This window comes from Fannyhessea sp. C0108B2, from assembly GCF_056583915.1.
In genome coordinates, this window is sequence record NZ_JBWPJQ010000001.1 from 123,131 (window position 1) to 148,887 (window position 25,757).

Annotated in this window: 21 protein-coding genes; 6 read left to right on the forward strand and 15 right to left on the reverse strand. The window is 41.1% G+C overall.

Features of this window, described 5'->3' with window-relative positions; translation table 11 throughout:
- Positions 1–49: 49 nt before the first annotated feature.
- From AC1DBT_RS00575 to AC1DBT_RS00600, 6 genes are all read right to left on the reverse strand, one after another.
- On the reverse strand, positions 50–340 hold the full coding sequence (locus AC1DBT_RS00575) for a PTS sugar transporter subunit IIB (protein ID WP_480018180.1): 291 nt from the start codon (positions 338–340) through the stop codon (positions 50–52).
- A 109-nt stretch (positions 341–449) separates the two neighbouring features.
- The gene (locus AC1DBT_RS00580) at positions 450–1,097 is read right to left on the reverse strand and encodes a GntR family transcriptional regulator (RefSeq protein WP_480018181.1); all 648 of its coding nucleotides are present in this window, start codon (positions 1,095–1,097) and stop codon (positions 450–452) included.
- Between the two features lie 405 nt (positions 1,098–1,502).
- Positions 1,503–3,731 (reverse strand): excinuclease ABC subunit UvrB, encoded by a 2,229-nt coding sequence (uvrB, locus tag AC1DBT_RS00585; RefSeq protein ID WP_480018182.1) that lies wholly within the window; start codon positions 3,729–3,731, stop codon positions 1,503–1,505.
- Between the two features lie 10 nt (positions 3,732–3,741).
- Positions 3,742–4,329, reverse strand: a complete 588-nt coding sequence (locus AC1DBT_RS00590) for a lytic transglycosylase domain-containing protein (protein WP_480018183.1) — start codon at positions 4,327–4,329, stop codon at positions 3,742–3,744.
- 2 nt (positions 4,330–4,331) lie between these two features.
- Positions 4,332–4,967, reverse strand: a complete 636-nt coding sequence (gene coaE, locus AC1DBT_RS00595) for a dephospho-CoA kinase (protein WP_480018184.1) — start codon at positions 4,965–4,967, stop codon at positions 4,332–4,334.
- A gap of 14 nt (positions 4,968–4,981) precedes the next feature.
- Positions 4,982–5,428: a hypothetical protein gene (locus tag AC1DBT_RS00600; protein ID WP_480018185.1), complete on the reverse strand. Its 447-nt coding sequence runs from the start codon at positions 5,426–5,428 to the stop codon at positions 4,982–4,984.
- A 195-nt stretch (positions 5,429–5,623) separates the two neighbouring features.
- On the opposite strand from AC1DBT_RS00600, the gene AC1DBT_RS00605 reads away from it, so the two are divergent.
- A complete protein-coding gene (locus tag AC1DBT_RS00605; RefSeq protein ID WP_006302975.1) occupies positions 5,624–5,803 on the forward strand; it encodes a 2-hydroxymuconate tautomerase in 180 nt (59 codons plus the stop codon).
- A 272-nt stretch (positions 5,804–6,075) separates the two neighbouring features.
- Here the strand turns inward: AC1DBT_RS00605 and AC1DBT_RS00610 are convergent, their stop codons facing one another.
- The 6 genes from AC1DBT_RS00610 to rnd all read right to left on the reverse strand — a co-directional run bounded on the left by AC1DBT_RS00610 (position 6,076) and on the right by rnd (position 11,574).
- A complete protein-coding gene (locus AC1DBT_RS00610; RefSeq protein WP_480018186.1) occupies positions 6,076–7,245 on the reverse strand; it encodes an acetate/propionate family kinase in 1,170 nt (389 codons plus the stop codon).
- 94 nt (positions 7,246–7,339) lie between these two features.
- Positions 7,340–7,690: an HIT domain-containing protein gene (locus AC1DBT_RS00615; protein ID WP_480018187.1), complete on the reverse strand. Its 351-nt coding sequence runs from the start codon at positions 7,688–7,690 to the stop codon at positions 7,340–7,342.
- Positions 7,691–7,698: 8 nt separating this feature from the next.
- Entirely contained in the window at positions 7,699–7,992 is a 294-nt protein-coding gene (xseB, locus tag AC1DBT_RS00620; RefSeq protein ID WP_174220914.1) for an exodeoxyribonuclease VII small subunit, read from the reverse strand.
- A 97-nt stretch (positions 7,993–8,089) separates the two neighbouring features.
- Positions 8,090–9,442 (reverse strand): exodeoxyribonuclease VII large subunit, encoded by a 1,353-nt coding sequence (xseA, locus tag AC1DBT_RS00625; protein ID WP_480018188.1) that lies wholly within the window; start codon positions 9,440–9,442, stop codon positions 8,090–8,092.
- A 106-nt stretch (positions 9,443–9,548) separates the two neighbouring features.
- Complete coding sequence (locus AC1DBT_RS00630) at positions 9,549–10,244, reverse strand: zinc metallopeptidase (RefSeq protein ID WP_353584732.1); 696 nt, start codon at positions 10,242–10,244, stop codon at positions 9,549–9,551.
- A gap of 127 nt (positions 10,245–10,371) precedes the next feature.
- Positions 10,372–11,574, reverse strand: a complete 1,203-nt coding sequence (gene rnd / locus AC1DBT_RS00635; RefSeq protein ID WP_480018189.1) for a ribonuclease D — start codon at positions 11,572–11,574, stop codon at positions 10,372–10,374.
- A gap of 120 nt (positions 11,575–11,694) precedes the next feature.
- Here rnd and AC1DBT_RS00640 point away from each other — a divergent pair, with 120 nt between their 5' ends.
- The 3 genes from AC1DBT_RS00640 to AC1DBT_RS00650 all read left to right on the forward strand — a co-directional run bounded on the left by AC1DBT_RS00640 (position 11,695) and on the right by AC1DBT_RS00650 (position 13,669).
- On the forward strand, positions 11,695–12,114 hold the full coding sequence (locus AC1DBT_RS00640) for a (deoxy)nucleoside triphosphate pyrophosphohydrolase (RefSeq protein ID WP_048596975.1): 420 nt from the start codon (positions 11,695–11,697) through the stop codon (positions 12,112–12,114).
- Between the two features lie 109 nt (positions 12,115–12,223).
- The gene (gene thyA / locus AC1DBT_RS00645) at positions 12,224–13,072 is read left to right on the forward strand and encodes a thymidylate synthase (RefSeq protein WP_006302985.1); all 849 of its coding nucleotides are present in this window, start codon (positions 12,224–12,226) and stop codon (positions 13,070–13,072) included.
- Between the two features lie 66 nt (positions 13,073–13,138).
- Positions 13,139–13,669: a dihydrofolate reductase gene (locus AC1DBT_RS00650; RefSeq protein WP_353584731.1), complete on the forward strand. Its 531-nt coding sequence runs from the start codon at positions 13,139–13,141 to the stop codon at positions 13,667–13,669.
- An 82-nt stretch (positions 13,670–13,751) separates the two neighbouring features.
- Here the strand turns inward: AC1DBT_RS00650 and AC1DBT_RS00655 are convergent, their stop codons facing one another.
- On the reverse strand, positions 13,752–15,182 hold the full coding sequence (locus AC1DBT_RS00655; RefSeq protein ID WP_480018246.1) for a CCA tRNA nucleotidyltransferase: 1,431 nt from the start codon (positions 15,180–15,182) through the stop codon (positions 13,752–13,754).
- Positions 15,183–15,369: 187 nt separating this feature from the next.
- On the opposite strand from AC1DBT_RS00655, the gene AC1DBT_RS00660 reads away from it, so the two are divergent.
- A complete protein-coding gene (locus AC1DBT_RS00660; protein ID WP_480018190.1) occupies positions 15,370–16,893 on the forward strand; it encodes a C1 family peptidase in 1,524 nt (507 codons plus the stop codon).
- 118 nt (positions 16,894–17,011) lie between these two features.
- On the opposite strand, the gene AC1DBT_RS00665 is transcribed toward AC1DBT_RS00660, so the two are convergent.
- Together AC1DBT_RS00665 and AC1DBT_RS00670 are read right to left on the reverse strand one after the other, a co-directional pair.
- Complete coding sequence (locus AC1DBT_RS00665; protein WP_480018191.1) at positions 17,012–17,653, reverse strand: IMPACT family protein; 642 nt, start codon at positions 17,651–17,653, stop codon at positions 17,012–17,014.
- Positions 17,654–17,685: 32 nt separating this feature from the next.
- A complete protein-coding gene (locus AC1DBT_RS00670; protein WP_480018192.1) occupies positions 17,686–18,819 on the reverse strand; it encodes an ABC transporter substrate-binding protein in 1,134 nt (377 codons plus the stop codon).
- Between the two features lie 664 nt (positions 18,820–19,483).
- On the opposite strand from AC1DBT_RS00670, the gene AC1DBT_RS00675 reads away from it, so the two are divergent.
- Positions 19,484–25,423, forward strand: coding sequence for a SpaA isopeptide-forming pilin-related protein (locus AC1DBT_RS00675; RefSeq protein ID WP_480018193.1), 5,940 nt, complete (start codon positions 19,484–19,486; stop codon positions 25,421–25,423).
- Positions 25,424–25,757 lie beyond the last annotated feature (334 nt).

Genomic DNA, 25,757 nt, shown 5'->3' on the forward strand with positions numbered 1-25,757 from the left:
CTGTTAGCTTAGGAAGTTTGGATGTTTAAGTCTTGAGGCGTTTACATGTTTAAGCATGTAAGTCTTTAAGAATCTGCGTAAGATGCGCAAGTTCAACACGCGCTCCCTTACCAGTCAAAAACGGTATTCCGTTAATCACAGGCACATCATTGTATTGAGATGATTTAACAAGAGAAACATAAACCGCAGCATCTTTAAGCGCACAAGGTAAATCCTTAATTGGTACACACTTGATCTCAACATCAAATGAATGTTTATTACAAAATTGCATAAGTTTGGCTGCAACAATCTGAGAAGAAGCAACACCAGTTCCACACGCAACAATAATTTTTGGTTTCATCTAACAGCCTCCTTATACGTTCTAGACAGATGAGCAGATAGAATACCATATATTCTATCTGCTCTGCAAAAAAAGTTTGCACTTTAAAGATAAATCGAGATGATCCACCTTACCATGTTACAAGATTAGTTTTTGATGAGTCCCAATGAACATTGCAAATAAACGTAAAGAGTTCATCCAATTTGTGAGCTTTAAGCAAATCAACAATTTTCTGATGGTCTTCGTTAGCAGAACGAACAACCTCAAGCATTCTTTCGGTATGATTGCTCACGTGCTCACGACGAATAAAATAACGTTTTTGCTGCTGAAGAAGGCTTATTAAACGCTCATTGCCACAACGTGAAACAAAATACTCATGAAACGCGCGCTGAAGCTGATCGTACTGCGAAAGAAGACCTCCACGAATTGCAAGATCCATGGAATCGATTAAAAATTGCAACTGCTGGTAATCACTATCCGTTAAATGCTGAGCCGCAAGACAAGCAGCTTGACCTTCAAGCGGTCCTATAATTTGGAAAATCTCAACAGCAGCCTGTTCATCAAATCCATGAACGCGAAAACCTTTGCGCAGCTCATTGTCTAAATAACCATCGTCAGACAGCTTGATAAGCGCTTCACGTACGGGCGTACGCGAGACACCCATAGCATCGCAGATCATTTGTTCACTTACGCGGTCACCGGCGGTAATCTTTCCATCATTAATTAATGCGATAACATACTCGTAGACATGATCATTAAGCGGTCTGTATTGATCCATGTTTCCTCCGTACCTTCTAACTAACTCTCATCGTGTTCAGTGAAATGCGTTCGTGTAGCTTTGAGCTTATGGAATTCAATCACTTACTATCCAAATTTCAATAACTTACTACCCAAATAAAATCATATTTACACGGTAATGAGACCGGCTTGTATATAGTGCATAAGAATCTTACACACCAAGGGGAACTTAGTATATATCAAATAGGGTGAATCATAATTTTATCATATTAATAACCTAAAAATTATAAAGACAAGCACCACAAACATGCATGTTTAAGCAGACGAAACTAGTAAGGTATGAGGTGTTCATAGAGGAAAAGTAAACTGTGCTAAGCAGTTTTGCGGCGAACATACATATTACACCGTGCTTGCCAGACCAAGAACGTATACAACGCGCAAGAGCTTATTTCTTAAATCTACTACGTGCACGTCCAAAGCTACTTTTTGAGCGAGCACGTACTTTGAGACGGGCAAGTATATCGTCGGCGGACAAACCTTCTAGAACGCTTTGGAGTTCAACAATTTGGTCACGTAACTTTGCTGCACGTTCAAAATCCATAGAAGCCGAAGCTGCAAGCATTTCGTCTTGCAGTGCACCCATAATCTTGGCAACATCTTCTTTTGGCATCCCCTCAAGCGACGAACAAAGCTGAGTTGCAGAATTTTCGCCCACGTTGTGTGCAGGTGTATGGTTTTCATTGTTGTCAGAAAGCGTACCTGAAGCAGTATAGAAAACGCCATCTTTACGCTGTTTGGAATCGAGCGTTTCATGTGCCGCTTGTATAAAACTTGTAACGTCCAACATCGATTTTTTTATAGTTTGCGGAACAATATGATGCCGAGCGTTGTAACGCATTTGCAACGTGCGCCTGCGTTTTGTTTCGTCTATGGCAATTTGCATAGAATCTGTCATACGATCTGCGTACATAATAACTGAACCTTCTGCATTTCGTGCTGCACGCCCCATAGTTTGAATGAGCGAACGTTTATTACGAAGAAACCCCTCTTTATCTGCATCAAGAATAGCTACAAGTGAGACTTCGGGAATATCAAGACCTTCACGCAAAAGATTAATGCCCACTAAAACATCCAACGTGCCTGTGCGCAAAGCGCGAATAATATCAATACGGTCAAGCGTGGCGGTGTCAGAGTGCATGTAGTTTACCTTAAAGCCCTCGTCAAGCAAATGTTCAGTAAGATCTTCTGCCATATGTTTGGTAAGCGTTGTAACAAGTACACGTTCATGCTTTGCCACACGCATGCGAATTTCATCGGCCAAATCGTCAATTTGACCACGGGTGGGACGAATTTCAACACGAGGATCTAGTAAACCTGTAGGGCGAATAACTTGCTCAACAACGTTTTGACTTACACTCAGCTCGTAATCGCCCGGTGTTGCCGATACAAACACAAATTGCGGTATACGTTGCTCAAATTCGTCATAACGCAAAGGACGATTATCAAGAGCACAAGGGAGCCTAAAACCGTGGTCAACAAGGGTAATTTTGCGCGATCGGTCACCTTCATACATGCCTCTAATTTGAGGAATACTTACATGTGACTCATCAATAATGCACAGCATATCCTCAGGAAAATAATCTATAAGCGTATAGGGAGCCTCACCGGGCTTGCGGCCATCCAAATGGCGCGAATAATTTTCGATACCCGAACAAAATCCCATCGTTTCGAGCATTTCCAAATCGTAACTGCACCTTTGCTGCAAACGCTGGGCTTCAAGAAGCATATTATGTGCTTTTAGCTCTTGCACGCGCGCTTCAAGCTCATCTCTAATCGTAAGAATTGCATGATTTATCTTAGGACGCGCGCTCACATAATGCGTAGCCGGCCAAATGGGAAGTGCATCATACTGTGAAAGAGTATCTCCGGTTACCTCGTCAAATTCGGCAATCATCTCTATCTCATCGCCAAAAAATGACACACGAATGGGATGCTCACCATAAGGAGTAAACACATCAACGCAATCACCACGTACACGAAACGTTCCACGGATTAAATCAACATCGTTTCGATCATATTGAATATCAATAAGACTTCGTATAAAATCATCACGTTCAAGCGGCGTATTTTTGTCAATAGTAGGAGCAAGACCTGCATAATCTTGCGGACTTCCAATACCGTAAATGCACGATACAGACGCGACTACAATTACATCACGGCGTGAAAGCAAACTTGAAGTTGTTTGATGTCGTAATTTTTCGACTTCCTCGTTGATGGACGAATCTTTTTCTATATAGGTATCAGTCTGCGGAATATACGCTTCGGGTTGATAGTAATCGTAGTACGAAACAAAATAGACAACCGCATTATGAGGGAAAAGCGTTTTCATTTCGCTTGCAACTTGCGCGGCAAGCGTTTTATTTGGCTCAATAATAAGCGTTGTTTTTTGCGTTTGCTCAATAAGATTTGCCATGGTAAATGTTTTGCCCGAACCCGTTACACCAAGAAGCGTTTGATAACGCAGCTTGTCCTGCATGACGCCTTTAGTAAGGGCGTTAATTGCACGAGGTTGGTCTCCTTTTGGTGCAAAATCAGCAACAACTTGAAAGGGTTGCTGCTGTTTTGAATGTCCAAATCGAACAAGTTCTGCGCCAAAATGATTGTAAGCACTCATCATGCGTCCTTTAAGAATCAATACCGTCGGGATAAAGATGCTTATAAATTTCATAGGTCTGATTAACATTAGCCAGATAAATGCTGGTTTCGGCATAGGTTATATTTTTATGAATGGGATCATCACTGCCGTGCTTCCATTCTTGAACTTTGCCTGGACCTGCATTATAAGCGGCAACAACTTCATCTCGACTTGAAAGTTGAGACTGCAAATACGCAAGATACGCAACACCGTACTCAATATTATTCCGAGGATTAAAAAGATCCTGGTAGGGATACGTTTTGGGAGAAATTAAACCTTTGTTTGCCATATGCTGAGCAGTGTCGGGCAAAATCTGCATAAGTCCAACCGCACCTGCTTGAGACTTAGCGTCTTTATTCCAATTAGACTCACATTTGATAACCGCACACACAAGATAGGGATCAACACCATATTTTTGAGAAGCCTGTTTAATAATTTTTGCATACGGAACTGGATAGAACGTTTTTGCAATCTGTTTATCTTGGCTTAGATGAACAAAAAGAACAACAGCCGATATACCTATCACAAAAATAAGTGGTATTACTCTAAACCAGCGAAAAAACCGAGGCTTACCCATATTTACAATCCTTTACCGATCATCCGTTTCATACGGCTCAGATACCACGCTTTAACGTGATGTTTAAGCATTGATACCGAACCTGCATTTAATATAAGTGTATCGCTCTTATGACAAAGCAGTGAATTTCCCACTTGTGCATCCATACGCGCACACATCTGTTCTCTCGAGAGCCCGCGAACTTGTGCATAGCGCAAACGAGCCTTCATGGGTGCAATAAGAGCTAGTATTTCATCTGCTAAATAGCTCACTTCCGAAACTTTATCAATAAGCGGAACCTCAATTACAATCATACGCTGAGACGATGAGGATTTTGAACACACACAAAGCTCTTGTATGCGCGACTTAAGTGCACAAAAAACAAAAGGATGTGTAATACGTTCAAGTTCTGCCAATGCATTAGGATCACCAAATACCTTATGTGCAAGGGCTTGGCGGTCGATGATGCCCTGAGACAGTATTTCTACTCCAAAAGAGGTTACAAGCTGCTGGAGACATAGTGTATCTGAGGCCAAAATTTGGTGATACAACTCATCCAAATCAATACGCACAGCACCAAGTGTTTCAAGATAGTGCCCCACAAGCGACTTACCCGATGCGATTCCTCCGGTAAGAAATACGATATAAGGTGATGACAAAGCGTTTTTCACCTTTACGATTTGCTCTCAAACGTGTGATTACACTTAGGGCAGGTTACGCGAATAATTCCCTTTCCACGAGGCACACGCATGTGCTGATGACATTGGGCACAACTGAGGTGTTTGTAATCTTTTACTTCTTTCGCAAAAAGAAGCGGTTGAGAAATGCACAGACGAAAAGCTCCTAATTTACTTACCACAGCATAAGATTCTTTGCGACGTGCGGAAATGTTATAAGACATGCACCTAAACACGATATAAACCACAAGAAATACAATTAACCATGCAAGAAAGAGCTGGTGAAACAAAAGCGTATTAAGTACGAACAAAATAACGGCGATCTCAAGCAAAAACAGGGAAAGCTCATCCAATCCGTTGCGTCCTTGCAAAAAATCACCAATTTGTTGGCTCAATGATTCTGAATTACGTGATGAACGATTGAGATTTTGCATGCGTGCCATATTCCTACCTCATATATTGCAAGACCGCACAACCTTTTAGAGGCATGCAAGCCTGTGCACAAAACTTTAAACTGCTAATACATCTGTATTGTACAACATTTTGGATGCTATTTTTACATCGTTTCCTCAAGATAAGCGTATACTTAAATCTGTGTAGTAACACGTACATAAACATTTTAGATTAAGGAGCAGAGTATGCCTTTAGTACATGTAGAACTTATCGAAGGAAGATCTGACGAAGCAAAGAAAAAGATGGCTCAAGAAATTATTGAGACCATACACACCTATGCTAACGCACCTAAAGAGCATATTCATGTGATTTTTAACGATATGAAACGCTCAAACTACTTCCATGAAGAAGGATCAAACAAGTAAAACCAACCAGCTGTAACCAGCAGCTCCATCAGTATGCAATTTGTGAGCACGTGATGAGCAAACGCGGTATGCATGAGATACGTGCGATTTGACTGCACAGCTTCGATGTAAGAAAAACTCCCGAGTGCACATTCGTTTAACTCAATATGAGTTGCGAGGCTGCTCGGGAGTTTCTATATGTCTTTCGATATGGTATTCGGAATGCGTTTCATCACGTCCATTACACGCAAAATGCTTTAGCTAAGGCCCAGCATCTAGAAACGCGAGTTCAACTAACCAACCAATTTTTGTACGTCCAAAGCAATCATAAGCTCTTCGTTAGTAGGAACAACAAGCACACGAATCTTTGAATCTGGTGCAGAAATATCGCGGACTTCCCCACTTCTCACAGCATTTTTCTCGGCGTCAATTTTAACTCCAAGCCATTCAAGGCGTTTGGCAACGCCCGCACGAACAATTGCTGAATTTTCACCAATACCTGCAGAAAATGCCATAGCATCAAAGCCCTGCATAGCTTGCGCCATCTCTGCAATAAGAGCAGCGCAACGATAGTAATACATGTTGAGTGTAAGTTGGCAATCTTTATTTCCTTCTTGCGCACCTTGTTCAATATCACGAGAATCAGATGAAATAGCTGAGAGAGCCTTTAGGCCAGACTGCTTATTCATCATGGTATCAATTTCATCGATAGTATAATGACCCTCACGCACAAGATAAAAGACAACAGCTGGATCGAGCGTTCCACAACGAGTACCCATAATAAGTCCGTCAAGTGGTGTTAAGCCCATGGTTGTATCAATGGATTTTCCGTCCTTAATTGCACAAAGCGACGCACCCGATCCTAAGTGACAGCTTACAAGTTTATGAATAGCGCCATCCGTGAATTCGTGAGCAGCTTTCCAAATAAAACGATGCGAAGTACCGTGCGCACCATATTTTCTAATATGTAATTTTTGGGCAACATCACGAGGCAATGCGTAGCGAGATGCTTCCTCAGGCATATGAAAATGAAACGAAGTATCACACACAATTACATTGGGAATAGAAGGAAACATAGTGCGGCAGATGTCAATTACATCGGCTTCAACAGGATTGTGAAGCGGTGCAAGTGGTGCAACTTCACGAACCCAACGCATATTTTCATCAGTTACAATCTGCGATTCGGGAATGTACCAACCGCCCTGTACAACACGGTGTCCAATTCCTGCAACTTCTTTGCCCAAAGGCTTAATAATCTCAAAAACGTACTTGATAGCGTCCTTGTGCGTAGGAAGGGCAACGTTCATAATCTGCTTTTCGCCACCAAGCTCTTCGTGACCAATAAAGGAGCCATCAATACCAATACGCTCACAATTTCCTTTTGCAAATACCTCTTTGGTATCAGGATTTAGCAGCTGATATTTAAGCGAAGAACTTCCCGCGTTAATCACAAGTACATTCATAGCAACCTCTCAAGCATTAAATCAAAACGTTACAGACTCAAACATTGTTGCATATATTTGACAAAACATACCCAACATAAAAGAGCTACATAAATTAAGCTTTTCCAAACGAATTTGAAAGCGGAGCTGCACCCAAAAGATGAATGTGTAGGTGGTGCACGCTTTGTCCTGCATCATCACCTTTATTGGTTACCAGGCGAAGTCCATGCTCTAACTTGTAATGCGCAGCTATTTCGTGCGCAGCATGCACCAACGCAGATAGCGTATCAGCATCTACATCATCGAGTATGTCGGCATAGTGATGTTTGGGAACAATTAAAATATGAACTGGTGCCAGCGGATTTAAGTCTTTAAAAGCGCAAACAAGATCATCTTCATATACAAATTCTGAAGGAATTTTTCCTTCTATAATCTTGCAAAAAATACAATCATCTACTATTTTCATAACAAGTCCTATTCATCTATATATGCAACAGACGGAGCAGCACAGGTATCGGATGTTTCAAGCGATTCTGAAGATGCATCTACAAGAACCTGCACCTTTTGTTCAGCATGCTCAAGTCTTTGACGAAGACTTTTAAGTAACTCTACGCCACGGCTATAATTCTCAAGCGATGCTTCAAGCTCTAAATCACCGCTTTCAAGGCTACGAACAATGCGTTCAAGCTCAATAGATGCTTCTTTAAAGCTCATTGCTTCAACGTCTTGTGCTTGAGACACTGCACTTTTTTCTTCTTGGTTTGACATAACAGAACCTTTCTCTTGTGCGAAAACAAAGTTTTCGCTTGTACTCATAGGTAACTATCTGCTATCTAACAGACAAAATACACACCTTACGTAATGCTTAGCTCTTTGAAAGTTTATTGGTGGTGCAAATATCGCTCACAGACGCATGAAGTGAGCCTGTGCCAAGCATAATAGCAATACGGTCTCCAACGTTAACATCTAAAGCAGACGAAACAACATGGCCGTCATCTGCTTGAACGATGCTATATCCGCGTGCAAGCGATTTAAGTGGCGAAAGCGTATCAAGTGCTTGAGCATACAAACTTAAAGCATGTTTATACGGTTGTAAGAAACTTACACCTGCCTTATTAAAACGCATGAAAAGCGGCGTGGTACGCTCGCGAAAACGTGAAATATCACGTGGCATCGCGGCAAAAAGTCGCTCGGCTGTAAGCTCTAAAGATGTTTGTTTTTCGCTGATAAACGCATCAGGACTAGTAAGACACTTACGCGATGAAATATGATCAAGATATACTTTTGTTTCGGCAAGTTTAGAGTGTATAACACGGTTTGCGCTCTGAGAAAGACTTTCGATATTTACACGCTGCGTTTTTAAAATTGCTGACATGGCTTGAGCAAGTCTTCTCTGACGTTCCCAAATTTGACCCTGTACCTCGTCAAAAGCAGGTGCAACCGATTCGGCAGCAGCGGTGGGCGTAGACGTTCTTCTATCAGAAACCAAATCGCAAATGGACGTATCGGGTTCATGACCGATTCCTGTAATCACAGGTATTGGAGACGCTGCTACGGCACGCGCGACGCTTTCATCGTTAAAGCACATAAGGTCTTCAAACGAGCCACCGCCTCTCACCAAAAGAATGGCATCGGGCTTTGCCTGTGCAGCTATTGCCAGTGCACGACAAATGGTAGCAGGAGCTTGAGCACCCTGAACAGAGCACCCTACCGCTTGTATTTCAACTAAAGGATTCCTGCGTGCAAGCGTTCTTTTAACGTCTTCGATAACGCTTCCAGAAAGCGATGTGCAAACAACAATTCTTGAGCAAAAGCGCGGAATAGGGCGTTTGCGCGCGTCGGACATCAAACCTTCGGCCTCAAGCTTTTTAGCAAGCTGTGCTACCTGCATGCGTAAAAGACCTTCACCTGCAACATGAGCAGACGTTATAACAAACGAAAGTTTTCCGCTTGCACCATAAATATTAAAAGCACCACGAACCTCAAGTTGAAGACCATCTTTCATCTGAAAGTTGCAGGCATTGAAGGTGGATCGCCACATAATGACGTCCATGCTTGATTGTGCGTCTTTAAGCTGAAAGTAACAATGCCCTGAACGAGCGTTAGGACCTCTATAACCACTTACCTCGCCATTGACACACAAAGAAGGCATGGTTTTAACACAGGACTGGGCTTGTGCAACAGCGTCACATACAGAAATAGGTTTATCGTTTTCCATATATCTTATCCACTCCTTATACAATGCTCTACATCGTCTTTTATACTGCAGGGCAAGTTGTTATACACAAGACATGAGTGCCGAAAATCATTAAATTCTCCCCCACCTAATCGCGACTACCCCGTACACGACTTAGCATATAAACCAACTGAAGAATAGAAATAAGTGCAGCTGATACATAGGTAAGTGCCGCGGCAATAAGCACCGAGCGAGCACCTGCTTCGTCGATGGGAGTACCTGCTTGTCTAAGATATGCCAGGGCTCTACGCGAAGCATCTATTTCTACGGGAAGCGTAATAATCTGAAAAATCACAACCGCAAAAAAGAGAAGAACACCAAACTGAACAAGCTGAATAACGTTAAGAAAAACACCCATAAACAAAATGGCGCTCCAGCTATTTTGTGCAAAATTAACCAAAGGCACACATAACGAGCGCAACTGTGCAAATACAAAACCCCGTGCATGTTGTACCGCGTGTCCTGCCTCGTGACAAGCAACCGCAACAGAGGCTACACTTGCTTGCGAAAAGTTGGCAGGACTTAAGTGCAAACTATTATCGCGCGGGTCAAAATAATCGGTTAAGTCACCATCAACATGGCCAATGCTCGTAGAAGCACTACCTAAATCAGATAACATATTTTGCGCAATTTGCGCGCCTGTTAGACTAAAAGATGTTTCGATCTGAGACCAACGTGCATACGTTTTTTTAATATAGGATTGAGATAAAGCACCAATGACCAGCGAAACAACGACTATGCCCATATAGATTGGATCGAAGCCGAACATATATCCGTATAACATAAGTACCTCATAACTTTAAAAGCCAACAGATTAAAGTATCTAGATTATTTTATACCACATCGCGCGGACATTAATGCAAAGCACCAACAAAGGGCACGTACGCATTATGAGGTAAACCATAATTACCTTATAAAAGCTCAACCTTACCATCTTTTACGGTAAGTCCAACCCGACCTTCCATAAGCGCCTGCAATTTTTGCCCAATCATCTCAAAACGCCACGAATCAGACAATTGTGTATCTGATACACCACGCACAAAGGCACATAAATCATCGCGCGTTGCCAAAAGTTGCGTTGCAACACCGGTTTTTTCAGATTGTAATCTTACAAGCGCATACATAAGATCAACAACACTTTCCATCTCCTGAGATGCACGTTCGTGACGTTTTGTAGTTGGATATAATTCGCGAGGACACGCCACACCCTTTTCGATTGCTTGCAAAAGCGTTTGTTTATCTTCAATAGAAAGCGTATCAACCGAACGAATGCGCTCAAGACGCTCCATTGTTTTAGGTGCGCTTTTACACAGGTCGATAACAATTTCATCGGGAATAACCCATTTGCGTGGAATATCCTTATGTGACGCAATAACATCGCGCCAGATGCCAATTTCTCGGGCAATAGCCAGCTGTTTTCTCGTTAAAGAAGAAATGCGACGCATATGAAGATATGCCTCTTGAGGTTTTTTAATTACATGATGTTCGCTACAAACTTCATGCATTTCTTCCAAAAACCATGCATAACGCTCTTTTTCTTTCAGTTCGTGTAAAAGCGTGTCATAAATACGCGGCAAATACCGTACATCATCTGCTGCATATTCAAGCTGCTCTTCTGCCAAAGGGCGACGCGTCCAATCGGTAAGCGATTCGGCTTTTGGCAAATGCACATGACAAAGAGCATCAACCAAAGGCCCATAACCAATCTGAAAACGATGACCCAAAAATGCTGCAGCAACTTGCGTGTCAAACACCGGTTTTGGAAGGCACGAAAAAACATCATAAATAAGCTCAAGGTCTTGGGAGCACGCATGAAATATTTTAGTAATTTTTTTATCCAAAAAAAGCTTGCGCAAGTCTGTAAGATCAGGTATAGACAACGGATCAACCAGAACTATTTCTGAACGCGTAGCGAGCTGAATCAAACAAAGCTTAGGGTAAAAGGTTTTTTCACGCATAAATTCTGTATCAATTGCTAATACATCGCTTTTTGTTGCACGCTCACAAAAACTGGCAAGCTGTTCATAGGTTTCTATATACAAAAGTTCCGTCTCCTGAAGAATGAATTTTACAAAACCATTGTAATATACGTTACAAATTTGAGCGCCATTCATACGTTTAAAATCCTAGAATTTCTATGAGACAATCAACAAGCAACACTAATTTATTACAATAGATAAAAAATAAATGTAATACCTACCAACATTGGCTCACAATTTACACAAAGAGGTGCTATGAAAACAATTCATGTTGCAGCGGCTGTTATCGAACACGACGAAAAAGTTTTAGCTGCAAAACGCCTGCAACCTGTTGAGGATCACTATTGGGAATTCCCTGGCGGAAAAATAGAAGAAGGCGAAACTCCAGAAGCAGCGCTAAGAAGAGAAATTAAAGAAGAGCTTGACATAGAGCTTGGATCTATATGGCCACTTGATTGTATTGAATACGATGTGGACGATACCCATATTGTTCTTCATGCATTTGGCTGCCATTTTCCCTGTGGAGCAACCATAACGCTGGTGGCACATTCAGAATATACATGGCTTGAATATGGTGACTTACTCACGCTTGATTGGCTTGTACCCGATAAACAACTTGCCACATCTGTTGGGCTGGCCTGGGGCGAACTATTTTACACCTCTCATGGTTGCTAAGCACATACGTAGAGTTGAACTAGAGTTAAAGCTGTTTTGCACGACATGGTAAAACTTGACAACAAAAGTCAAGTTCACGTAAGTCGCAAACCATCACAAAGGAGCACAAATGAGTAAAGCTGACAATCTATTTATATCGATGTGCAAAGACATCATAGAGCATGGAACAACTACTCAAGGAGAAAAAGTCCGTCCGCATTGGGAAGACGGAACAAGTGCTTATACCATTAAAAAATTTGGTGTATGTAATCGCTATGATTTGCGTGAAGAGTTCCCTGCTCTTACGCTGCGCAGAACCGCACTTAAAAGTGCTATGGACGAGATTCTTTGGATTTATCAAAAAAAGTCAAACAATATTCATGACCTACATTCGCATATTTGGGATTCATGGGCCGATGAAACTGGATCAATTGGAAAAGCATACGGGTATCAAATTGGTGTTAAAAACCATTATCCCGAAGGTGATATGGATCAAATGGATAAAGTCTTATACGACCTTAAACATAATCCATATTCACGACGTATTATGACGTCAACCTACACCTTTGCTGATTTATCTCAGATGAATCTCTATCCTTGTGCTTACAGTGCAATTTATAATGTTACGCACGAAGAAGGAAACCCTCAACCAACCCTCAACATGCTACTCATTCAACGTTCACAAGATATATTGGCGGCAAACAACTGGAACGTATGTCAATATGCGATCCTTCTTATGATGGTTGCACAAGTTAATCATATGCAGGCAGGAGAGCTCGTTCATATGATTTCTGATGCACATATTTATGACCGTCATGTTGACATTGTAAAAGAACTTATTACGCGTCCAACATATCCCGCTCCCCTAGTGCATCTGAATCCTGATATTCATAACTTTTATGAATTTACAACTGATGATCTCATCGTTGAAAACTATCAACATGGACCTCAAGTTAAGGGTATTCCTATTGCAGTGTAGTGGTTGTGCTACCTCGTAACGTTACAAGCACTCAAAGTGAAATCTAAACCTATCAAAGGAAATGTAATGATTAAAGCAATCGTTTCTGTTACACAAGACTGGGGTATTGGATATAAAGGCGAGCTCCTTGTCCCCAACAAAGCTGACATGCAGCACTTTGTACGTATGACCACTGGAGCATGCGTTATTATGGGTTCAACAACATTTGAAACATTACCAAAAGGCCCACTTAAAAATAGACGCAATATCGTCTTAGCGCAAACACATTCCTATGAACGCGAAGGTTTTCCAAAAACTACCTGTACAGAGCAAGGAACATCCGTGCAAAATTACGAGGTATACACATCAACCCAAGAAGCGCTCTCTCACATAAAACCTGATGAAGATGTATGGATTCTTGGAGGAGCCTATACCTATCAACAATTTCTTCCCTATTGCACAGAAATTGTAGTCACTAAAAACGACTGCGTATGCCAGGCAGATGCATATTTTCCTAATTTAGACAAGATGGACGACTGGCGCATAACAAGCACCACAGAAGGCGGCGTAACTTCTGAAGGCGTGCACTTTTCATTTGTAACATACCAACATGTATAACCCTCACCTTTAACTTAAACGTTAGAGTTTAGATCATAATCGATAGGCGCGCCTTTTGCGCGCCTTTTTTCTTATCCTGTTATCAGCGGCTTGTATGTTCGCAGGTCTTTAAATTTTTCAAATATGCGCGTAAGACACAGCGGCTATTAACTAAACAACCTTCCTGTACAAGTGCAAGCACATGTTCAAGAGTGTACGCTACCCCTTTGCCAGCGCTCATGTTGCAAACTTCCATCACATCGTAACCATTTATTGCAAGCTCTTTACAAGACAAAGGCACTTTCTGCTGCTTTATACACCAAAGCATATAACGTAGATCTTCAATTCGTATGCATGCATGAGTAGGCACTTTCATAAATGTACGGCAATACAGGCGCGCAAACGTCAACAGATGAAACATCTCAATATAAGGATCTGGACTTTTTTTCAATAAAAGATAGTGTAAATCAGAGATAAGCTCTTTTCGCATTGAGCGCCTGCGAACATCATCCATGCAATTTTGCGTTTCGCTATTTTGCGTATCACCATTTTGCTGAGCGCTATCTTGCGTATCACTATCGCAACAAATGTATACCTTTATAAGTCTATGCAATACTTCATGCTCTCTAATGATTCGCATACTTTGTGCACGAGGCACATTGAATCTTTCTAGGCGCTTATAAAAATCTTGTAATACCTGCACAGGCAATGCTTCTGATATGAGAAGCACCATCGAGATGAAACGTTCATCAACTGGCATAAGGCGAGCAATAGCTGTTTCAGCGATACTGTACTGGGAAAAATCACGGTCACCAAGACACTTATACAGCTCCTTAAATTCTGGTATGCACACCGTAAAAATTTTTTGATGCATTCGCAAACTACTAAAGAATAAACCTGAGGTTGAGAGTTTAATAATTTCTGAACCAATGCGCTCAGGGGCAATACGCAACAATTCGAGATAATGCCTGTCAAGTGCAGTTTGAATATCGCTATCGAGCACAAAATGTAAGGTAGCTTGAAATCGCAAGGCACGCAGCATGCGTAGAGCGTCTTCTGCAAAACGAACATCGGCTTTGCCAACACAGCGCAATATATGTGCATGTATATCGTCTATTCCACCGTATACGTCCAAAAGCTTACGCTCTTGATGATAAGCAAGCGCATTACATGTAAAATCACGACGCGCAAGATCTTTTTGGATAGAATCAACAAACGTAACAGAATCGGGATGGCGATGATCGCTATACGTTGTTTCGCTTCGATACGTTGTCACTTCAAAAGCATAATGATCCAGTACAACGGTAATAGTTCCATGCTTACAGCCAGTTCTAAAAACACTACATCCACTATCACAGAAGAGTTGCTCACTTTGTTGCCATGGTGCAGAGGTTGCTATGTCAATATCATGAGATGGTTGTCTCATAACCATATCGCGCACCCATCCGCCTACTATCCACGCACTCCAACCATGCGATTCAAGTATGTTAAGAATACGTATTGCCTGATAAGGCACATCCCAATCGAAAGACATCTGTTCCAAAGAAGTGTTCCTATCATTGGTATGTTTTAAAGAAGTGACCACAAAGATGTTTCCTTTTCAAAAAATAAATACGTAGTTTTACCGTATTGTACAAAGGTTTTGTATAATTTTACATCGTTGGATGTATAACATGATCAATTTATGAAATTCAAATTGTATTGCTTAATAAGGAGGCCATATGGCACAAGTAAGTTCACACAACACGCTTTCACCTGCATGGGCAAAACAACAAAATAGGCGTTTTACTAAACAGAGAGCCAATAAAATCGCACGTAATGCTGTTACCTCCATGGACATTATGAGCGCAGCACGCGACATTTCTACCATGAGAACATATACTGACACCTATGGAATAGCAATTCCCAAAGTGGGAGAAATTACCAACCAACGCCACAGCGGTCGTTGTTGGATGTTTGCGTCGTACAATGTTGCACGCCAAGAAACCATGAAGTTCCTTGACGTTGATACCTTTGAATTTAGTCAAGCCTATGGAATGTTCTACGATAAGCTCGAAAAAGCAAACGCCACGCTTGAATACATTATCTCAACCCGAGATAAAGATCTTGAAAGTAGAGAAGTTGAATACTTATTAGACGGCGTTGCAGCTGACGGTGGATATTTCTTTTATGCCATGAACCTTATTCGCAAATGGGGCGTTGTCCCTAAAGAAGCTATGCCAGAAACTGCATGTTCCGAAAATTCTGAACAGATGGACAATCAACTTGCACGACTCTTACATAAGGATATTTTTGAGTTGCGCACACAAGCAGAACAAGGAGCATCTGTAGAAACCCTTCACGAACTCAAGGATGACATGCTTAAAGAAGTTTACACGTTCTTGTGTATTTGTCTTGGCAACCCACCCGAAAGCTTTGACCTTCATATTGAAGTTGGTTCCAAATGTAAAGCTGATGCCTCTAAGATTCACACTGTTTTACCAGAACCTCAAGATGATGAAAAAGATGATTCTCAAAAGTCTAAAGCTAAGGGTAAGGGTAAAGCTAAGGATGAGACTGAGGAAAAAGAGCATAAAGATCGCGTAACCGTTTTGTATGACACCAACCTAACTCCTCAAGAATTTACCAAGAAATATGTGCCTTTTAAGCCCGAGGAGTACATTCAGCTTACTTCGATTCCATCATCAAAATTTGAATATAACAAGGTGTATCACGTTCAATTTGATGATTCTGTTTTAGGCGGATTTGCTGCACGTTTCTTAAATGTCGAACCTGAAGTGCTTGAGCAGGCGGCTATTAGTGCTCTTAAAGACGGACGCCCCGTATCAATGGCATGTGATGTTTGCCAGCAATTCCCGCGTTATATTGATGACTTTAAGTATATATTGGCAACGGATACTGTTGACATGAATGGTTTGTTTGGAATTGATTTTGATATGAGCAGACCCTCAATGATAGATACTCATGAAACTGGTTTAACGCACGCTATGACGTTCCAGGGAGTTCAACTTGATAAAAAAGGCAAACCACAAGCTTGGAGGATTGAAAACAGCTGGGGTAAAGACGCAGGTAAAGATGGATATCTTATTATGAGCGCCGACTGGTTTAGACTCTATGGTGGAGAAATTGATATCGCAAGAACGTATCTTTCCTCTCAATTATTGGATATTTGGGATAATGGAGTTGATATAGAAGTTATGCCATGGTCTAACATGGGACGAGCTCTTAATCTGCGTAAAAAATAGGGTTAGAGCAAAAATGGTGCTCTAACTTTTGTAATTGTTCTAACTGCTCTAGCTGCACTAACTGCTGTAACAGTATAAAATTACGAATTTATACGCGCACGGTTTTCCGTGCGCGTATTTATATCTCGTGAATATATTTATCGGTTATAAAGCCATCAATCTGACCACAGGAGAGATCTTTAAGTTCTTCTAAACAACGCTTGGCTCTCTCGTCTTGAGCAATAAAACGCACCGTAACCTGTATAGATGTTTCAAAAAGTGTATCCGCAATAGTTCCTTGATAGCGTGCAATACAACTTTGAACACTGCCATATAAAGCATACGAGCATGAGATCACAAGATTTTCTACTATACCCATGCTAACTAGTTGCTTATGCATGCATGCATCTTCGCACGCTTTTTCGGTAGCCGTGCTGTAAGCTCGCTTAAGACCACCAGTGCCTAACAAAATACCACCAAAGTAGCGTACGACTACTCCAACACAAGCATGTAACTCATAATGTTGTAACACAGATAATATGGGGATTCCTGCGGTTTTAGAAGGCTCACCATCATCGCTCACATGCGATATACCCTCAGGTAAAAGCCAAGCCGAACATACATGACGTGCATGAGGATGTTCGGCTCGTTTTTGTTCTATATATGTTTGTGCTTCAGACTTATGTGTAACACGACTGAGATAAGCTATAAATTTACTTGACTTTTCAGCATAGATGCCAAGCGGTTCACAACCAGCTTTTATCGTCTTAAATTCCTGCATAATCCCCTACGGTACCACATAACGTGTAAGCATTACTTCTTAAAGCGGTCATCACCACCGTGAAGCGCGGCCATAACTTCTTGAACGTACTTCTCGGTATTTTGTTTAGCGTCCTCAAAATCGTACTGCATAAGGTCGTCGAAATTAGGATCGAGGCCCAAATCAAGCGGAGCCTGAGGCTGCTGACCATCATCAATAACCAAGAATTGATTAGATCCAACCGTTTGCGCAAGGTTTACGCACTGCGGTGAAAGCGCAAACTCAACCCAAAGCTTAGCTGCGTCTGGATGCTTGCAACCCTTCATGATGGCCGTAGCACCAATCTCGTATCCCGAACCCGAAGATGGCGTGATGAGGTTAATGTTAGTGTATCCGTTTGAAACAATTTGTTCAATTGCCTGACTTAAGAATCCAATACCAAGAATACATTCACCCGTACCAACATTTTTAGCAGGACCCGCACCACTCTTTGTGTATACAGCAATGTTTTTATCCAGATCAACAAGATATTGAATTCCCTTGTCATGACCATATTTTTGAATTGCCGTATTGCAAATAAGTTTCGCAGTACCTGCCGTATAGTAGTTAGATGACCATATAAGCCCTTTATACTTAGGGTCAAGCAGGTCAGGCCAGTCTTTAGGAACATCCAAATTAAGACGTTTTACTTCGTCGGAATTATAGAAAAAGCCCAAGGAACCCTTATAAATTCCATGCCACATATCTTGTGCATCCTTGTAACGCGAAGCCCTAAGATGAGAATCATTACGAGCTTTATACGGCTCAAGCAAGCCTTTTGCAGCTGCAATATTATAAGGATCGGTAGTACCACCAAACCAAACATCACCTGATGGATGCCCATTTTCTTCTTCGATTTTTGCCTGAACCTCGCCTGTTGACATACGTTGGAATTGAGCATCTATACCAAAAAGCTCCTTAAATTTTTCGCAGACAACTGCAAGATACGGCTCATCACATGAGCCATAAACAATAAGCTCTTTGTCTTTCTTTGCAGCATCAATAACATCTTGAGTTGCGATGCGATCCAAATCACTGGAAGAAGCACCACCGTTTGAGCCTGCACCTGAACTACAACCACCTAACAAGGCAGACAAAGAAAGAGCAGCTGAAGAAGCTAAAAACGACCTTCTCGAAAGAGTATTCATATCATCCTCAATTCTGTTGACAAGGACACCTCAACCACAATCATTTGTGATATTAAGTGAACTATACCGCCAAGATAATTACTCCCTCGATCAATATTCGATAAATGGTATAAAATATGCAATGAAAGTAACTTTGGATAAAATTGATCAAAAATATCCATTGACTTTACAGATTAGATGGTGTAGATTTCATGTATCAAATCAGACCCCGTTTTCTTCGCAATGATTTGTAACAAATGAGTGTCAAGTTTGTGCTGCATCGGCTTTAATTCAAGTTGTGCAAAGAAAACGTATCATGCGAAAAACGCGTCAAACACCATTAAAACATAGCTATAACTTCTGATTCTTATGCAATCATGCGCAAGAATGAATCAGCCTAATTTTCAAAAAAAATTTGTAGTACATATTGCAGTACAACAATATTACGCACTCTAGAAATCTTCAGTCGTCGTTATGAGAAAGGAGTGCGCTCTTTATGCACCGACATCCCACAAAAGGAATAACATTCGCACATAAATCATGGCATCTTCATGCCAAACAGCTATATTATATCTGGCGTATTGCGCTCAATAAATTTGCGGCGCATATCCAAAATTTATATGCCTTCCGGCATTTTGTGCGTCTACATAGTTTAAATCAAGCAAACTATCAAACAATAATACTTATGCTGAGTTTATTTTCCTGCTTACTGTTTACAACATTTTCTCAAGCAAAGCCCGTTCATTTAGCTGGTGGTGGCACGGTTGAGCTTCATTCAGATGGTACAATTACAGGCACATGCTATCAACAGTTTGACTTACAACGCTATAAACGTGGTCGTGCTATCAATCCCGACGATAATCTTGCCAATTTTATTGTCACTATGCCAGATGGTGCAGTCATCAGAACGCAATGCATCAACCCAGATAGATTCGTTTCTGCCGATGGAACCTACTCATTCACAGCAGTTCCTGATTCAACTGGGAAAGCCTATGAGATAACTGTCCATTCGGAAGTATCTGTAAGATATGCAGGGTATGGAACAGATGTAGACTGGAGTTATGGACATAGTAGTATCGGGCAAAACACCTCTACAGCTGGTTGCCATCCAAAATGGGCACCGCGCATGACTGGCTGGATTGTAATTCAGAAAGCTAGCTCAAATCCCGATTGTAGCAATAACAACTCCATGTATTCCCTTGAAGGTGCAGTATATGACATTTATGACTCACAAGGAAGCATTGTAGATACCATTACAACCGATAAAAAAGGATACGGATGTTCACATGAACTTATACTGGGTAGCTATAAGGTATGGGAACGAACCGCACCAAAAGGTTACGCGCTTGATACCCAAGGACATGCTGTAGATGTTTCAGCAGGCGAAACTCAAAAACTAACGCTAACAGATATTCCTCAAAATGACCCTGTTCGTATGGTTGTACAAAAAATAGACGCAGATACGCAAACCCCTACCAGCGAAGGAGCAGCAACGCTTGCAGGAGCTGAATTTACCTTAAAATTCTATCCGCGTGAAAGTGCAACAGGCATGCCAGCACGCACATGGGTACTTAAAACTGATAAGGACGGTGTAGCATCACTTTTACAAGCATCTACAACATATGGTCAATATTTTGTAAAAGGACAAAATTTTTATCTTGATTCACAAGGAAGGTCAACCCTGCCCCTGGGTACACTTACTATTGAGGAAACAAAAGCACCGAGCGGCTATCTACTTAATTCCCACGATGTTCACACCGTGCATATTACATCTGACAATACGAACGAAGAAGAAGTACACAGCTATGTTGTTCCCAAACATAAAGATCAAGTAAACCGCGGTGGCATCCGTATCGAAAAGATAGACCGCGAACTGATGAGTAACTCAGCACAGGGTGATGCAACACTTGAAGGTATTACCTTTGCAGTTGTAAACCTCAATACGCAAGCTGTTAAAACTTCTATGGGTATGTGTGAACCACATCAGGTATGCGCTCGTATTACTACCACCAATAAAGATGGTCACTTTATAGCACAAACATCTGATCAAGATCTACCTTTTGGACACTACAAGATCTATGAGGAAAGCTCTAATGACTCGTACCTCAATGATGGATTTAAAGCTGAATTTGATATTACCCACGATCAAGAACTAGTAAGTCTCACAGATGCTAATTCATGCGCTCAAGATAGCGTTGTACGAGGTGGCATTAAGCTTGGGAAAATAGATAGAGAACTAAACGTACACACCCCACAAGGTGGCGCTACCCTCGAAGGTGCACAGTTCAGTGTATATAACAGTAGCAAAGCCGCAGTTATGGTAGAAGGAAAACTTATTCAACCAGGAGATCTAGCAACTACCATTACAACAGATAGAGATGGGTATGCCAGTTTAAGTGATCACTGTCTTCCCTATGGAACCTATACCATTTGTGAAACACAAGCTCCAAAAGGCTATAAACTTAATAGCACATGGGAACGCACGGTAAAAATTAGAAAGAATGGAACAGTATACGACTTATCAAGTATAAAAGAATCAGTAGATGATTCAGTACAACGCGGTGGCGTAGAAATCATTAAACTGGATAAAGAATTGGTACAAAGTCGTGCGCAAGGCGATGCAACACTTGAAGGTATTACCTTTGCAGTTGTAAACCTCAATACGCAAGCTGTTAAAACTTCTATGGGTATGTGTGAACCACATCAGGTATGCGCTCGTATTACTACCACCAATAAAGATGGTCACTTTATAGCACAAACATCTGATCAAGATCTACCTTTTGGACACTACAAGATCTATGAGGAAAGCTCTAATGACTCGTACCTCAATGATGGATTTAAAGCTGAATTTGATATTACCCACGATCAAGAACTAGTAAGTCTCACAGATGCTAATTCATGCGCTCAAGATAGCGTTGTACGAGGTGGCATTAAGCTTGGGAAAATAGATAGAGAACTAAACGTACACACCCCACAAGGTGGCGCTACCCTCGAAGGTGCACAGTTCAGTGTATATAACAGTAGCAAAGCCGCAGTTATGGTAGAAGGAAAACTTATTCAACCAGGAGATCTAGCAACTACCATTACAACAGATAAAGATGGATATGCTAGTTTAGATGATCACGCACTACCTTATGGTACATATCTTATAAAAGAAACCAAAGCTCCAAAAGGATATGAGCTTAATAGCACGTGGCAACGCGTTGTAAAAATCAGAAAAGATGGAACTGTATATGACTTATCAAGTGAGAAAGAATCAGTAGATGATTTAGTACAACGCGGTGGTATCCATATTGAAAAGATAGACCGCGAACTTATGAGTAACAAAGCTCAAGGCGATGCAACACTTGAAGGCATTACCTTTGCCGTTGTAAACCTCAATGATAAAGCTGTTAAAACGTCTATGGGTATGTGTGATCCTCAACAAGTATGTGCTCGTATTACTACAACCAACAAAGATGGTCACTTTATAGCTCAAACATCTGATAAAGACCTGCCTTATGGACACTATAGAATCTATGAGGAAAGTTCTAACAATTCATACTTAAACGATGGTTTTGAAGCTGAATTTGATATAGACCGAAATAAACAGATCGTAGACTTAACACAGATTAGTAACTGTGCCCAAGATAGTGTCGTAAGAGGTGGTATTAAGCTCGGAAAGATAGACAAAGAACTTAACAAACATAATGCACAAGGCGCAGCAACACTTGAAGGCGCAGAGTTTAGCGTATATAACAAGAGTGCATCTGTTGTAAAAATAGGTGATAAACTCGTAGCGCCTAATGAGCTTGTTACCGTACTTAAAACTGATAAAACAGGTTGCGTGGTAACAGATAAACGCATGCTACCTTATGGTACATATCTTGTACAAGAAACTAAAGCACCAATAGGTTATGAACTAAACAATGCGTGGGAGCGATATGTAAAAATCTTAAAAGATTCAACTATATATGACTTGTCAAGCGAGAAAGAATCTGTAGACGATCAAGTACAACGTGGTAGTGTACGCATCGAAAAGATGGATAAAGATCTCATGAGTAACTCTGCTCAAGGCGATGCAACACTTGAAGGTATTACCTTTGCCGTTGTAAACCTCAACGATAACGCTGTTAAAACATCTATGGGTATGTGTGAGCCTAATAAAGTGTGTGCTCGCATTACTACCACCAATAAAGATGGTCACTTTATAGCACAAACACTTGATAAAGACTTGCCTTATGGACACTACAAGATTTATGAGGAAAGCTCTAATGATTCATATCTTAATGATGGATTTAAAGCTGAGTTCGATATCACTAAGGATCAAGAACTGGTAAGTCTTACAGATACTAATTCATGTGCTCAAGATAGTGTTGTACGAGGTGGTATTAAGCTTGGAAAGATAGATAAAGATCTTAACAAGCATAATGCACAAGGTGGTGCTACTCTTGAAGGTGCGGAATTTAGTGTATATAACAAGAGTACAGCTGCTGTTATGGTGAATGGAAAACTTATTAAACCAGGCGATCTAGCAACTACTGTTACCGCTAATAAAGATGGGTATGCCAGCTTAAGTGATCATTGCCTTCCATATGGTACATATCTTGTACAAGAAACCAAAGCTCCTAGAGGTTATGAACTTAATAGCACATGGAACCGTACGGTTAAAATCAGAAAAGATGGAACTATATATGACTTATCAAGTGAAAAAGAATCAGTAGATGATCAAGTACAACGTGGTAGTGTACGCATCGAAAAGATGGATAAAGAGCTTATGAGCAACAAAGCTCAAGGTGACGCTACACTTGAAGGCATTACCTTTGCCGTTGTAAACCTCAATGATAAAGCTGTTAAAACATCTATGGGTATGTGTGAGCCACAACATGTTTGTGCTCGTATTACTACAACCAACAAAGATGGTCACTTTATAGCTCAAACATCTGATAAAGACCTGCCTTATGGACACTATAGAATCTATGAGGAAAGTTCTAATGATTCGTACGTAAATGATAATTTTGAAGCTACGTTCAATATCACTAAAGATAAAGAACTGGTAAGTCTTACAGATGTAAAAACCTGTGCTAAAGATAGTGTCGTACGAGGTGGTATCAAGCTTGGAAAGATAGACAAAGAACTAAACGTACACACCCCACAAGGTGGAGCTACTCTTGAAGGCGCAGAGTTTAGTGTATATAACAAGAGTACAGCTGCTGTTATGGTAGATGGAAAGCTTATTCAACCAGGCGATCTAGCAACTACCATTACTACTGATAAAACTGGTTGTGTTGTAACAGATAAACATATGCTACCCTATGGAACCTATACCATTTGCGAAACCAAAGCGCCAGAAGGATATGAACTTAATAGTGAATGGTCTCGTGAAGTTAAAGTCAGAAAAGATGGAACTATATATGACTTATCAAGCGAGAAAGAATCAGTAGACGATCAGGTAAACCGTGGCGATATTCGTCTTATTAAACGAGATGATGAAACGCAGAAACCTATGAGCGGCGTTATCTTTAAGCTTACAAGTAAAACAACTGGTGAAACTCATCTGCTTATGACTGATGAAAATGGTGGAATCAATACATCATCTGAGTTTGTAAAGCATTCATATAAAACTAATCAAAACGATAGTGCTTTGAATGCTGATGGTACATGTGACACAACTAAGCTTGTGACAGATGTAGGTGTATGGTTTGGTGGTACAAAAGATACTAAAGATGGAGCAAAGCCTAGTGATACGTTAGGAGCACTTCCTTATGATACCTATACCATTCAAGAGCTTAGATCTCCTCAAAACAAGGGTAAAAAGCTCATAAGCTTTGATATACATCTCACCCGTCCTCGTTATAACCTGATTCTAGGAACGCTTAATAATAAGCCAGCTGAATCTTTTATCACTGAGCTTTTAAGTACTAACTCAAATCATAGTGCTTATGCAGAAGAAAAAACTACCCTCACCGATACGCTTTCCTTTGAGAACTTAAACGTAGGTGCAACGTATACGGTAAGCGGATACTTAGTAGAAAAAGATACAGGAGAGCCACTACAAGACGCGCAAGGTAAGGATATACGTGTAGAGAAAACCTTTACCGCACGTATAGCATCTGATAGGGTAAAGCTTGTGTATACCTTCAATGCTAAAGGTCTTAATGGTAAAAGCGTTGTAGCATTTGCTACACTCAAAGATAAAGATGGAAACATCATCTGTAGTGAAAAAGACTTAGACGAAGAAGATCAAAGCGTACGCTTTACAAATCCTCCAAAACCACCAGAGCCGCCCGTGTGCCCACCGACTCCGCCTGTTACACCACCAGAGCCGCCCGTGTGCCCACCGACTCCGCCCGTATGTCCGCCGACTCCGCCCGTATGTCCGCCATGCTTGCCACCGACTATAGAGACTCCAAAACCACCAGCACCGCCTGTCACACCGACTGATGTGCCGCCAACCCCACCTGTCACACCACCTAACAAACCAGCGGACGAACCACCTGACGTGCCATCTGACACGTCCCATGAGTCGCTTGCAAAGACTTCCGATATTACTCGTATGGGACTTGGACTTCTAGCTTTAGGCACGGGTATAGGGCTTATCTCATACGGTATATACCGCAAACGTAAAAACACTCATAAGCACTAAAGACGCACTCTAATATAGGCTCACATAAAATAAGACGGTGGTCACGAGATTGTGACTACCGTCTTTGTGTTAAAAATCATGGGCGAGATCATATATAATGTTTACTCCCTGTGACCTTGTTCGGGGCGTATGTGCCATTTTTGATAGAAGAAATGTATCCATGCCTACATACAAACTATCCTATATAAGGAGAGCCTCTGACATATTGCCAGAAACACCTTGAATAAGACATATGCAGCTGTGTTTTAGACAAGCAAAACTGCTTATTATTTTCCTCCATCGTTTTCTTCTTGCAAAGAATACCTAAACTTACAATATTCCTAGACTTTTGACG

Coding starts and splice junctions, on each gene's coding strand:
- AC1DBT_RS00640 (WP_048596975.1), top strand. CDS start 11,695: ATGAAAACAATTCATGTTGCAGCGGCTGTTATCGAACACGACGAAAAA.
- AC1DBT_RS00615 (WP_480018187.1), bottom strand. CDS start 7,690: ATGAAAATAGTAGATGATTGTATTTTTTGCAAGATTATAGAAGGAAAA.
- AC1DBT_RS00650 (WP_353584731.1), top strand. CDS start 13,139: ATGATTAAAGCAATCGTTTCTGTTACACAAGACTGGGGTATTGGATAT.
- AC1DBT_RS00590 (WP_480018183.1), bottom strand. CDS start 4,329: ATGGGTAAGCCTCGGTTTTTTCGCTGGTTTAGAGTAATACCACTTATT.
- uvrB (WP_480018182.1), bottom strand. CDS start 3,731: ATGAGTGCTTACAATCATTTTGGCGCAGAACTTGTTCGATTTGGACAT.
- thyA (WP_006302985.1), top strand. CDS start 12,224: ATGAGTAAAGCTGACAATCTATTTATATCGATGTGCAAAGACATCATA.
- AC1DBT_RS00655 (WP_480018246.1), bottom strand. CDS start 15,182: ATGTCTTTCGATTGGGATGTGCCTTATCAGGCAATACGTATTCTTAAC.
- AC1DBT_RS00605 (WP_006302975.1), top strand. CDS start 5,624: ATGCCTTTAGTACATGTAGAACTTATCGAAGGAAGATCTGACGAAGCA.
- AC1DBT_RS00675 (WP_480018193.1), top strand. CDS start 19,484: ATGCTGAGTTTATTTTCCTGCTTACTGTTTACAACATTTTCTCAAGCA.
- AC1DBT_RS00600 (WP_480018185.1), bottom strand. CDS start 5,428: ATGGCACGCATGCAAAATCTCAATCGTTCATCACGTAATTCAGAATCA.
- AC1DBT_RS00630 (WP_353584732.1), bottom strand. CDS start 10,244: ATGTTATACGGATATATGTTCGGCTTCGATCCAATCTATATGGGCATA.
- rnd (WP_480018189.1), bottom strand. CDS start 11,574: ATGAATGGCGCTCAAATTTGTAACGTATATTACAATGGTTTTGTAAAA.
- AC1DBT_RS00660 (WP_480018190.1), top strand. CDS start 15,370: ATGGCACAAGTAAGTTCACACAACACGCTTTCACCTGCATGGGCAAAA.
- xseA (WP_480018188.1), bottom strand. CDS start 9,442: ATGGAAAACGATAAACCTATTTCTGTATGTGACGCTGTTGCACAAGCC.
- AC1DBT_RS00575 (WP_480018180.1), bottom strand. CDS start 340: ATGAAACCAAAAATTATTGTTGCGTGTGGAACTGGTGTTGCTTCTTCT.
- AC1DBT_RS00665 (WP_480018191.1), bottom strand. CDS start 17,653: ATGCAGGAATTTAAGACGATAAAAGCTGGTTGTGAACCGCTTGGCATC.
- AC1DBT_RS00610 (WP_480018186.1), bottom strand. CDS start 7,245: ATGAATGTACTTGTGATTAACGCGGGAAGTTCTTCGCTTAAATATCAG.
- AC1DBT_RS00670 (WP_480018192.1), bottom strand. CDS start 18,819: ATGAATACTCTTTCGAGAAGGTCGTTTTTAGCTTCTTCAGCTGCTCTT.
- xseB (WP_174220914.1), bottom strand. CDS start 7,992: ATGTCAAACCAAGAAGAAAAAAGTGCAGTGTCTCAAGCACAAGACGTT.
- AC1DBT_RS00580 (WP_480018181.1), bottom strand. CDS start 1,097: ATGGATCAATACAGACCGCTTAATGATCATGTCTACGAGTATGTTATC.